Here is a 12,741-nt window from a genome sequence, read left to right on the forward strand (position 1 = left end):
CTGCGCTCAGAATGCGCGGTGGAGACTCTATGTCTATCTCTGTTTTTGATCTTTTTAAAATAGGCGTCGGTCCGTCCAGTTCCCATACCGTTGGTCCGATGGTTGCGGCAGCAAATTTCGCTGACCATCTGGCACAGCAAAATCTGGCTCAGGCGGTTGTGCAGATCCGGGTTGATCTGTATGGCTCTCTGAGCGCCACAGGCGTGGGACACGGAACTGATAACTCAGTTATTGTCGGCCTGATGGGGGAGAGACCCCATAGCATTGACCCACAGATGATTCTGCCTGCGGTTGCCGCAGTAAAAGAGAGCAACACCCTCAATCTGCTGGGCCAGTTCCCGATCGGCTTTATCTGGCAGCGGGATATGAATCTGCTGGAGGAAAACCTTCCCTATCATCCGAACGCAATGCGTCTGAGTGCTTTCGACGCCGCTGATAATCTGCTGTACGACAATGTTTATTATTCCATCGGTGGTGGGTTTGTCATCGATGAAAGTGAAGCAACTGCAGATGCTCATGTGGTCCCCCAGGTTGAGCTGCCCTATGAGTTTAATAATGCCGTAGAATTGCTGACGCTGTGTCAGGAGAACAAGTTCACTGTCAGTCAACTGATGATGGAAAACGAAAAGGTCTGGCGCAGTGAGAAAGAGGTTCGCGATGGACTGATGGATATCTGGGCGGCGATGAAAGAGTGCATCGCTAACGGTCTTCATAGTGAGGGAATATTGCCAGGGGGCTTGCATGTAAAACGGCGGGCGATGGGGCTGCACAAGTCACTGATCCGTTCGACTAAACCCAATATTATCTCCTCCACACTGGGAGCGATGGATTGGGTGAATCTGTATGCACTGGCTGTGAATGAGGAAAATGCCGCAGGTGGGCGGATGGTAACCGCACCGACTAACGGCGCGGCAGGCATTATTCCCGCTGTATTGATGTATTACACCGAGTTCACCCCGAATGCGACCGAGGAAAATGTTGTAGATTTCCTGCTGGCAGCGGCTGCCATTGGCGCCCTGTGTAAGAAAAATGCATCAATTTCCGGTGCCGAAGTGGGTTGTCAGGGAGAGGTCGGCTCCGCCTGTGCCATGGCGGCGGCTGGTCTTTGTGAAGTATTGGGTGGCACCCCAGAGCAGGTAGAAAATGCTGCTGAGATCGGTCTGGAACACAATCTGGGTCTGACCTGTGACCCGGTGGGCGGACTGGTGCAGGTGCCCTGCATTGAACGCAACGCTATTGGTGCCATGAAAGCGATCAATGCCACTCAGATGGCGCTGCGCGGCGATGGTAAACACTTTATCTCGCTGGACAAAGTGATCAGAACCATGCGCGACACCGGTATGGATATGCAGGATAAATATAAGGAAACCTCCCGCGGCGGTTTGGCGGTAAACGCAATCGAGTGTTAAGGGTATTGAAAGTTAATGCACTATAATCTGTTTACTACACGTCTGTTTTTTTGAAAGACAGGGTTCAGGTATACGCCATTTATCACTAAAATGGCGTTTTTGAGTCTCTGGCTGGCCAATTCAGGTATAGTCGGATTCAAGAGATCAGATTGAAGAAATCAGATTCCAGAGATTAACTAATACACCCTATGCAATTCCGAAAGGAATGCTGCGTGATTACAGGTTTGCTTATGACGAATGAGATTAACGGTGGACGGCCGCGAAGCATTGGATTCCTGCTGTTAAATAATTTCACCATGATCTCTCTGGCAGCGGCGGTTGAAGCCCTGCGGATGGCCAATCAGCTCAGTGGTGAGGAGCTGTACGTCTGGTACACACTCACTATTGATGGTCAGCCCGTGAGTGCCAGCGACGGGATTACCATCACCCCTGATGCCGGTTTTGATAACTGTCCCGGGCTGGATACCGTGATCGTCGCCGGAGGTCTGAATGTCACTAAAGTTTACAACCGCATACATATCAACTGGCTGCAGGAAAGAGAACGCAAAGGGTGTAAAATCGGGGCGATCTGCACCGGCGCATACCTGTTAGCCGCGGCAGGCCTGCTTGACGGGTATGAGTGCAGTACCCATTGGGAATATCTCGCTGCGCTTCAAGAAGCATTTCCACGTGTGAAGTGTTCCAGCCGGCTGTTCAGTTTTGATCGCAACCGAATGACCTGCACCGGTGGTACCGTGCCTCTGGATATGATGCTCAATATGATTAAGCTGGAGCATGGTTATCAGCTCTCAACGGCGATCTCAGAGATGTTTATCTGTGATCGCATTCGTGATGAAAGCGATCAGCAGAAGATTCCGTTGCGCCATGTGCTGGGGACAACCCAGCCAAAATTACTGGAAATAGTGGCGCTGATGGAGGCCAATATTGAAGAGGTGATCGAGATGGATGAGCTGGCGCATTATGTCAACCTGTCCCGTCGCCAGATGGAGCGACTGTTCCAGAAATATCTCGACTGTTCTCCTTCCCGTTATTACCTGCGACTGCGCTTGCTCAGAGCACGGCAGTTGCTCAAGCAGACCTCAATGTCGATTATTGATATCGCCGCGGCCTGTGGATTTGTTTCTAGTCCCCATTTTAGTAAGTGTTATCGTGAACAGATGGGGATTCCGCCCCGGGATGAGCGCACCCTGGCGGTTCAGGGGGACGATGAAGAGCTGTTTGAGGCGGCCGCTATCAAGTCTGCTCAGTTCACCAGATTACCATCTGAGGCAAAAGCGTTTGTTTCCAGAGATACCCTTTCCGAAGCGAAAACGGAGTCAACTTTCGGTTCGGTTCATCTGAAAGGAAAGCGGGATAAATAGGGGCTGACCGCTGGTTTGCCAGGCCTCTACCGGTATTGCCAGAGACCCGATGGGTATTTCAGATGCAACTGGCGACTGCAGGGAATGCTCTGATATCAACCCTGTCTTTGGCGCTCCAGGCAATAGCGAAAATCAGATTATTCTCCCTCATGCCCGGCTACAGAATTTCCCCATTAATGCTCTGTCTGTGTTATAAGACACTGAGCGTCTGATAAGTGTGGTTTAATCCCCAGCTGCGATAAAACAAAGCCTGAGATGCAGGCAAAGGGAAGGAATTTCCACGCTCGTTCGACAGGCCTGAAATGCCCAGGGTTGTAACCTATTGATTTCGATCTTTAACCCTGTATTGTTAGGCGTTTAAGGTCTTATTATAACGGCTTCGGCGGGTAATATTTTCGATTCATCGTGGATGGTAATAGAGATGTTTCGCTATTTTGGTTTTGGATCCAACATGAACATGACTTCGTTGCGGGCGAAGGGTGTTGAGCCTTTGGCATCCAGACGAGCGGTTTTACGGGGTTGGCGGCTGCGTTTTAATGTACAACATTTCTTTCGCCATGAGGGGGGCGTTGGCAATATCGAACGTTCCGGCAACCCGGATGACAGGGTGTTGGGTGTACTGTATGACTGCCCGGACGAGGCGCTTACCTCGCTGGATGCCATGGAAGCTTACGGCCATGGTTATGACCGTATCACTGTTGAGGTAGAGGATGATGGCGGTGCTCAGGCAACTGCTTTCACCTATGTCGGGATGCCAGAGTTTATCAATGATGCCTGCCTGCCAACCCAACGCTATCTTAACCTGTTGATCGAAGGGGCGCGATCCGCTGGTTTAGCATCAGAGTTTGTATCTTACCTGACAGAGCACCCGGTTCATCAGCCAGAAGAGTATCCTCTGTTCAAACCGCCGGCAGGCGAATACCCCTGTTTCAACGCGACAACACTGGCGAATCAACCGTTGTATACCGCACTGTACGGGGCCGTTTTTGATATGTCCGGAGCCCGGCCTTTACATGATTACCTGAAGGTTTTTTTTGCTGGAAGGGATATGACTCTGTACCACATTAAGCGACTGGATAGCAGTGACGGTAATGAATCGCTGGAAGATATCTGTCAGGGGCGGATCAGTGATGCTCAATGGCACTACCTTAACAGCTATCTCAATGAGTATGCCCGAGAGTACCGTTATGTCGGTCGTTTCGACTACGGCTCAAATGCAATGACCGCTCAAACGACAACACCAACGACAATACTGAGTAAGGAATAGAGTAATGAATCAGTTTCCAGAGGTACTTGCACATGGCGCCATTGAAGAGGTATTTCCAGATATCTTTTTCGTCCGCGGCGCGATGGAAACCGTCCTTCAGGGGATGGATTGGCAGTTCAGTCGCAATATGACGGTGGTGCGTGATGGCGACCGCCTGATCATCATTAACAGTGTTCGTCTGAGTGATGAGGGCCTTGCTGAACTTGATCAACTGGGGCGTGTCACCGATGTGGTCAGGCTGGGCTGTTTGCATGGCCGGGATGATCAGTTCTATGTTGACCGCTATCATGCTGATTACTGGACACTGCCCGGGGTTGAGCAGGCAGATGGCTTGCAAGCGACACATACACTGTCAGAGGCCGGTAGGTTACCGATTTCGGATGCCTCTCTGTTCCTGTTCCGGACCACTCAGATACCGGAAGCGATACTGCGTATTGACCGCGCCGGGGGGGTTCTGATTGCCTGCGATGCATTACAAAACTGGCTGGCGCCGGATGAGTATTTTTCTGATGCTTCACGGGAGCTGATGCAGACGATGGAGTTCTTTACTCCTGCTAATCTGGGCCCGGTTTGGCTTCAGGCTGCTGCACCTGAGGGAGATGATTTTTCACGCCTGAAAACGCTGTCATTCAGGCATGCTCTGTGTGGTCATGGCGATCCACTGCGTGAGACCGCTTATGAGGATTATCACGCCACCTTCAAGCGTATCTTCGGTGTCTGACCTGCGGTTAGGAGAATCTGAGTGAAAGAGCCGTTGCCACAACTGCCTGGCTATCAGCCTGAGGCGATAATATCCCGTGCGGATGGACGTGTTGTTTATCGCGCACGTAGTGCGGTGGATGGCGCGGTGGTGGCCGTTGAGACTCTGGATGCTGAGTTTCCGGATCGTCAGCAGGTAGCTGAAATTCGTCGTGAAGGTGAGATCGCGCAACGGTTAGCTGATGTTGCCGGTGTGCGTAAAGTGTATGCCGTGATCTCCCATGGCAGTGGCAATCTGGCGCTTGTGTGCGAACCGTTTGACCAGTCCCTCAGGTCTCACCTTGCCCTCAGGGGGGGCGGAGGTTTGCCGCTGGCGGAATGTCTCGAAATTGCTCTGAGTCTTGCCCACACTCTCGGTGGGATTCATAGCCGGGATATTGTGCATAAAGCGTTGACGCCTGGAAACGTATTGTTTAATCCGCTTAACGGAGCGACAGGGCTGGCTGGCTTCGGTATCGCTTCTGAGCTGGATCAGGAGCGACAGGCTTTGCAGATGTCGCGTCAGTTAGAAGGACCGTTACCCTATATCTCTCCGGAACAGACCGGGCGCATGAATCGCGATCTGGATTACCGTTCCGATTATTACTCTCTGGGGGTGCTGCTGTTTGAGCTGCTCACCGGACAGCAACCCTTTCAGGCTGACAACGTGCTGGAGTGGGTGCACAGTCATATCAGCCAAATTCCCCCAGCACCACACGAAATAGATCCTGAGGTGCCTGAGGCTGTCTCAGCCATCATCCTGAAACTGTTATCCAAAAGTCCCGAGGCGCGTTATCAGAGTGCCGGGGGACTGATTCATGATCTGAGTTATTGCGCTGATCGACTGGCTGCGGGGCAGTTGGTCGACCCCTTTGAGCTGGGGCGAAAAGAGGTTGTACAGAAGTTTCTGGTGCCGCAAAAACTCTATGGCCGTGAAGCAGAATTAGGGCAACTATTTGATCTGTTTGAAACGGTTGTCGCTGGAGGGAATGTCTTCTGCCTGGTTAAGGGGTATTCCGGTGTTGGTAAATCGTCATTGGTGAATGAGATTGACCAGCCACTTGTGCGTGAACGGGGTTTCTTTGTTCAGGGTAAGTTTGAACAGTTTCAACATGGCGAAGCCTATACGGCGCTTGCCGCCACATTCCGTGGTCTGGTGCAGCAGATCCTGACGGAACCCGAGGTAAAACTTGCCCGGTGGCGGGAAGATTTACTGGCTGCACTGGCTTCAAATGCAGCGCTAGTGATTGATCTGGTTCCTGAGCTGGAACTGATTGTCGGGCCACAACCGGCAGTGGCCGAACTTCCTCCCGCCGAGGCGCGCAACCGTTTGCAAAGGGCGTTGATCGCCTTTCTCCGGGTGTTCGCCAGCGATGGGCACCCGGTGGTGTTATTTCTCGATGACCTGCAATGGAGTGACGTCCCTACATTAGAACTCATGCGCCGTCTGGTGACCTCCAGAGAGCTGAGTCACTTATTGCTGATTGGAGCTTATCGGGATCACGAAGTTGGTGTGAGTCATCCTTTGCGACTATTGCTTGAGGATCTGGGTGGCCGGGAGAATATCCATCAGCTTCATCTCGGCCAGTTGGATCGCAACTCTGTAAGAGATATGGTCTCTGATGCGTTGTGCAGCAATGTGGAACAAACCCGGCCACTGAGTGACATGCTCTATGATAAGGCTCAGGGAAATCCCTTTTTTACCACTGAACTGTTGCGTCAGTTACATAAAGAGGGTGCCATCGTCGCCGATCAGATCAGCGGACGGTGGAGCTGGGATTTAGATGCGGCTCGCTGGTCGGGCGTGAGTAACGATGTGGTCGAGTTTATGGTGGACAATCTGCGACGTTTTACGCCGCAGACGCAGCAGGTCCTCCAGTTAGCGGCCTGTATTGGCGGGACGTTTGACCTGCTTACCCTTGCTGCCATTTATGAAGCTTCAGTTGATGCAACGGCTATGGCGCTGTTGCCAGCACTCAAGCAACATACGGTGCAGCCGCTCAACAGTGATTATCGTCTGGTAGGAGAGGTTTCGGCAACTGACTCTGGCAACACGGTGATTGTTAATCCCGTTTATCGGTTCCAGCATGACCGTGTACAGCAGGCTGCATATGCGTTAATCGACCCGTCGTTGCGGCCGTCGGTCCATCTTTCGGTGGGGCGTTTGATGTTGCAACATGCCGATAACCAGGTGCCCGATGACAGACTGATTGATATTGTTGCACATCTCAATGAAGGCCGGCGGCTGATCACCTCTGCTGATGAACAGCGGTCGCTGGCTGAGCTTAATCTACGCGCAGGCATTCGTGCCAAACAGGCGTCGGCTTATGAGGTGGCGCTCGGATACCTTCAGATCAGTGCCGAATTCTTACCTGCTGATTCTTGGCAGAGTGTGCCATCACTGATGCAGGCATTAGCAGAGGAAACCCAGCAATGTGCTTATCTGACCGGGCGGGTTAAAGAGGCCGATGAATGGATTGAAGTGATGCTGGAAAACGCTCAATCCGATCTGGAGCGCAGTCATATTCTGGCGATCCGCACCCGGCAATATGCGACTCTGGGGCGGATGGAAGACTCCATACTTTCTGCCATTCAGGGGTTGGCTATCCTTGGTGTTGAGTTCATTCAACATCCCGGAGTGGAGGATGTCGCCCGGGAACGGCAACGGGTTACTGAAAATTTAGGTGGCCGGGCTATTGCGGAGCTGGTTAACGCTCAGCAGGTTGATAACCCTGCTACGCTCACCGCTATGAGACTGCTGATGGAGACCTTTGCTGCAGCATTCCTATCGGGCAGTGGCAATCTGTTTCCCTATCTGGTGACAAAAGCGGTTAATCTCTCGCTGAGTTATGGCAATTGTCCGGAAACTGCTTTCGCCTATGCCGCCTATGGGATGTTGTTGTGTGGTGAATATGATGAGCCCGAAGAGGGGTTCCAGTATGCCAGTGCGGGTTTGGCGATTAATGAAAAACTGGATGATCTGGCATTGCGGGCCCGGGTGATCTATGTCTATGCGATGTTTGTCTATCACTGGAGTAAGCCCTGGTCTGGCCTGACCTCCTGGTTTCGAAAGGGAATTGAAGCGGGTTATCAGTCCGGTGATCTGCTCTATCTTGCCTACAGCGCTCAGGATTGTGTCATCTGGGATCCCTCTATGGATCTGGAAACCGCTTACCGGTTGCACAGTGATAATATGGAGATTGTGCGTGAATGCGCCTACCAGGATTCGCTGGATTCCGGCACTTTGTTCTTACAGCTACAACGTAACTTACTGGGACTGACGGATGCTCCCTGTTCATTAAGTGATGATCAGTTTGACGAAGCGTTATGTCTTGAGGGGATGCGGCAGCGCCAGTTCATGACCGGAATTGCCAACTACCATATTTACAGCGCCGAGATCTGCTTTCTGTATGGTGAGTATGAGCGCGCCCTTGAACACGTACGGGCACAGGATGAGCTGATCAAGTCGGCTATGTCGCTGCCTCAACTGGTGCGTTTCTACATCACTTCGTTTCTGACACTGTCAACGCTGTATCCCGATATGGAGGTGGAACAACAGGCCGAAACCCGTGCCCGGCTTGAGCGAGATCTGGCGCGTATGAAACGATGGGCCGACAGTTGCGAGACTAACTTTCGTCATCTGCAACTTCTGATGGAGGCTGAACTGCAACGGCTGGATGGTCAGAATGAGGCCGCTCTGGAGGGGTACGATATCGCCATCGATGCGGCGCGTGAGAGTGGTTTTCTACGGGATGAAGCCACCGCTTGTGAGCGGGCTGCGCGTCATCTTCTGGCTATCGATCGGCGGCGCTCAGCGGAAGGCTATCTGCGCGCGGCTCACCGGATATATGATCGCTGGGGTGCCCATCGTAAAGTGACTCTGCTCGAGCAGGAGTTTGCGGTATTGCGTGAGCTATCGCCGCTGGCGGGTACGCCTTATGGTACTGATGTGGTTGGTGATCTGGATCTCGCCTCGGTTATGAAAGCCTCCCGGGCGATGTCGGAAGAGATTATCCTCGACCGGCTATTGAAAAAGACCATGTCGATTCTGCTGGAAAATGCTGGAGGACAATGGGGTTGCTTAGTAGTTAAACGCGATGCAGGTCTGGTTGTCGAGGCGGGCACGTTCCCCGAAACCGGCTTATCAGCAGATGATCTGCCGGGGCGTTCGCTGGTGCAGAGCTCTGAGGGAGCGCCGGTTTTCCTGCCGGTGACGCTGATCAGTGAAGTACTGCACAGCGGTGAGGCTGTGGTGCTCCGGGATGCTGCTTCAGAGGGCGCCTTTGTACAGGACCCTTATGTTCTTGAGGTCCAGCCTGCCTCTGTACTCTGTGTGCCCCTCCTGCGTGAGCGTTTTGCTGGCGTTTTATATATAGAGAATAACCTTGCCAGCGGTGTTTTTACCTCCGGGAGAGTCGAAGTTATTCGCCTTTTGGCGGCTCAGGCGTCGGTTGCTATTGAGAACGCGCGCCTGTACGAGCAGATTCAGGACTACTCCCGGACGTTGGAGGAGAAGGTTATTGAGCGGACCGCCAGCCTGGAGCAACTCAATCTTGAACTACGGGGGCTTGCGGATTGTGATGGCCTGACGGGGGTTGCTAACCGGCGCAGAGGGGATGCCTATCTGCTTGAAGTCTGGCGACGACTGCGGCGGGAAAAGAAACCGCTGTCGGTTATTATGCTGGATGTTGACCACTTCAAGGCATTTAACGATAGCTATGGCCATCAGGCGGGTGATGACTGTCTGATTGCGGTGGCTGCAAAGGTGAAGGAAACACTATTTCGTCCGGCCGATCTGATTGCCCGATACGGGGGAGAAGAGTTTATGATTATTCTGCCGGATACCGATGCTGAAGGTGCGGTTAAAGTCGGCGAAACAGTCCGCCAGGCGGTTCAGGATATGGCGATTGTACATGAGCATTCCTCTGCCGGCACCGTGGTTACCGTGAGTGTTGGAACCGCAACGATTGTGCCGGAAGCGATGGATGGTTCTGAACCGCTGCTGCGTGAAGCGGATATTGCTCTGTATCGCGCCAAACGAATGGGGCGTAATCAGGTACATGCTGCCGCTGAATATCTGACTATGAACTAGCTCCCCAGACTGTCCTGACGAGAGATATTTGTCGTGACGCGCGAATCGCCCTTAGACTCCCCCTTAAAAGGAGTCCTGCATTCCCAGATCCGGTCATATATCTGCCTGTTTGAAGAAAAAGTTTGTGGGTATCAGGGGGGAGAAAACTTGCAGCCACCGGGGTTATCAATTATAACTCTGGATCCAGTTAAAGGGCTTTATATTCAAGGTTTAGGGATATCTCTGCAGCCGTAAGCAGTACTTATCGTGGACCAGGATGCTGTTTACTCTCCCGGCTATCTCTGGCTGCGGTGAGGTATTTACTCATAGTCTTCCTGCCACTGAGGCTTCTGTAATCTGGCGCAGTCGTTGTTGTCCTCCCTGATTGTATGGAGGGACGGTGCTGCTGCCGCAGGATAACAAATGATGTATCAGATGGCAGTTTGCAATAGCCTGAGCCGATAATAGATAAATGTGAGAAACAAACTAACTCTGGATAACAGTTTTGAGTGTTATCCGTTTTTATTTGCAAGGACGAACACGACCAACAGGGAGACGTAACATGTCTGATTCATCGCTCTATCCATCCAGTCCAGGTGACGTACCTGAAGATCTGACCCGCGCAACCGCCAGCTATAAGCGCCAGGCCTGGTTAGCCATGGCTGGCCTCACGGTCTTTATGTTGTTTTATCTGGCGTTAGCCGCATGCTTTGGCTGGATTGCCTATAGCAACATTGTAAAAATTCAGACGGGTGATTCTGATCTGTTTGTTCTGTTGTTTGCAGGCATCGCATCCCTGCTGAGCCTGTTCATGATCAAGTCTTTATTCTCAGTACGAAAGTCTGACCGTATTGATGGTATAGAGGTCACCGCCCAGGAAGAACCGAAACTTTTCGACTTTTTGCATACCCTCGCCGATGAGATAGGGGCTCCGAGACCTCACCGGGTTTTTATCACGCCGGATGTCAATGCCGCTGTGTTCTATGATCTGTCACTGATCAATATGATCTTCCCCTCGAAGAAGAATCTGATTATCGGTTTAGGTCTGGTCAACGTGCTCAATCTGGGTGAGCTTAAGGCGGTGCTGGCGCATGAGTTTGGTCACTTTGCGCAAGGCTCGATGATGGTGGGGCGCTGGGTGTATATCGCGCAGCAAATTATTGCCCATATGGTGTCTACCCGTGACTGGCTTGACTCTGTCGTGCGGTTTATCTCACGCATTGATCTGCGAATCGCATGGGTAGGCTGGATACTTGGATTAGTAATATGGTCGATCCGTTCGCTGATGGATACCTTGTTCCGGCTGGTGATTATTGCTGAGCGGGCATTGAGCCGGGAGATGGAGTTTAACGCCGATCTGGTCGCCGTATCAGTCACCGGCAGTGATGCCCTGGTCAATGCTTTACACAAGCTGCAGTCCGCCGATAATGCCTGGCAGACAACTCTTGGTGTTGCCAGTGTTGAGGCTGGTAAAGGCAAGTTTATCAGCGATCTGTTCACTGCCCAGAAAAAAGCGGTGAGTGTTATTGGTGAGGTGCTCAATGACGCGAGCTATGGCGTAGTGCCGCAGCCCGATGGTGATGATGTCAGTCAACACCGGGTGTTTTCTGAGGATATGGCCCGGCCTCCGCAGATGTGGTCAACACACCCGGCTAACAGAGATCGTGAAGACAACGCTAAACATATCTATATCGCTGCGAATATTGATCGGCGATCTTCCTGGCAGGTCTTTTCCGACCCTGACGGGCTGCGTCAGAGAGTCAGTCTGAATTTTTATAACGCAGACAAAATTGCGGAAATGGAACCCGTCGCCGCTGAAGATGCCGTTACTGACCGCTTTAGCAAGTATTCCTTTGCATCAAAATATCGTGGTACCTACCTGAGTCGTAGCCCGGTGCGTCATTTCTCCAGTATTGATGAGATGATGCAATCAGCTGATTTAAAAGGTTCTGCGGCAGAATCGATTGCCTCACTTTATCCCGAATCGCTGGCACGGCAGCTGGAGCTGGCGAGGAGTCTGGATCTGGAAAGTTATACCCTGAAAGGGTTAGCGTCCGGACAACTTAAACCCTCTGGCGGAGTTATTCGTCATCGGGGTAATGAGCTGAAGAAAAACGATATTCCTGTTGCTCTGCAGCAGGTTCATGCCGAGCGGGCAGCGGTTGCAGAACATTTAAAGGTGCATGATGCCCGCTGTCGTACTGCTCATCTGCAGGGCGCCAGAGAGTGTGGGCAGGGGTGGGAAAACTATTTGCAGTCCCTGATACGATTGCTCCATTGTAGCGAACATCTGCATGCCAGCATTGAAAATGAGATTGCACTCCTGGTTAACACCTGGGAAGTGATCACCGCCGATGGCAAAGTGGGTCATTTTGAAAAGCGGCGCATGCTTAAAGTCTGTAATGCGGTTCAGGATGAGATGCGGCGAATCTCAGATGTTGCGGCAAAAATTGTGTTGCCAGAGCCAATCGTGGAAGCAACGGGCTTTGAAAACTGGTCAGAGCGATTTCCTGAGTTTGATATCGCCGACGTTAACAAAAAGAACTGGGTCGAATGGTGTGAAGCGGCTTCGACACTGATGAACAACCTGCTGTATACCTTCAGTGAAATCAAGTCAGCGACACTTGAAGAGCTGGTTGCAAGTGAAGAGAAAGTTGCTCAGCATCTGTTGCAGAATAAGGCTCTTGAGGTCGCGCCGCATGCTGGCAGTTGTCCGGCTGAATACCCGGTTTTACTGCCGGGTGACGAGCATGAGTTGCAACAGAAACTCGATCTATGGAACCGCTTTCAACTGGCTCATGGGCTGGTTCCTTCCACTCTGCGTTTTGTCATCGCTTTCAGCATCGTTGCGGGCACGCTTTATAGTGGGGTTGTTGGATTGTAAACCGTCAGCAA

General features: G+C 52.0%; 6 protein-coding genes. All 6 read left to right on the forward strand.

All coding sequences use genetic code 11. The annotated features are described in order from the left end of the window. Positions 1 to 29 precede the first annotated feature (29 nt). The 6 genes from JW499_RS17345 (at position 30) to JW499_RS17370 (ending at position 12,730) form a co-directional block, all read left to right on the forward strand. Positions 30 to 1,409 carry an L-serine ammonia-lyase gene (locus tag JW499_RS17345; RefSeq protein WP_205211770.1) on the forward strand — a complete coding sequence of 460 codons (1,380 nt, stop codon included), beginning with the start codon at positions 30 to 32 and terminating at the stop codon, positions 1,407 to 1,409. Between the two features lie 230 nt (positions 1,410 to 1,639). Beyond that, positions 1,640 to 2,770 carry a choline metabolism transcriptional regulator GbdR gene (gene gbdR / locus JW499_RS17350; protein WP_205211771.1) on the forward strand — a complete coding sequence of 377 codons (1,131 nt, stop codon included), beginning with the start codon at positions 1,640 to 1,642 and terminating at the stop codon, positions 2,768 to 2,770. Positions 2,771 to 3,191: 421 nt separating this feature from the next. Next, positions 3,192 to 4,037, forward strand: a complete 846-nt coding sequence (locus JW499_RS17355; protein ID WP_205211772.1) for a gamma-glutamylcyclotransferase family protein — start codon at positions 3,192 to 3,194, stop codon at positions 4,035 to 4,037. 4 nt (positions 4,038 to 4,041) lie between these two features. Continuing rightward, positions 4,042 to 4,758, forward strand: coding sequence for a hypothetical protein (locus JW499_RS17360; protein ID WP_205211773.1), 717 nt, complete (start codon positions 4,042 to 4,044; stop codon positions 4,756 to 4,758). A 21-nt stretch (positions 4,759 to 4,779) separates the two neighbouring features. Further along, on the forward strand, positions 4,780 to 9,867 hold the full coding sequence (locus JW499_RS17365) for a diguanylate cyclase (RefSeq protein WP_332874439.1): 5,088 nt from the start codon (positions 4,780 to 4,782) through the stop codon (positions 9,865 to 9,867). Between the two features lie 541 nt (positions 9,868 to 10,408). Further along, positions 10,409 to 12,730: a M48 family metallopeptidase gene (locus tag JW499_RS17370; protein ID WP_205211774.1), complete on the forward strand. Its 2,322-nt coding sequence runs from the start codon at positions 10,409 to 10,411 to the stop codon at positions 12,728 to 12,730. The last annotated feature ends 11 nt before the right edge of the window (positions 12,731 to 12,741 follow it).

Source organism: Amphritea pacifica (assembly GCF_016924145.1).
Lineage (GTDB): Bacteria > Pseudomonadota > Gammaproteobacteria > Pseudomonadales > Balneatricaceae > Amphritea > Amphritea pacifica.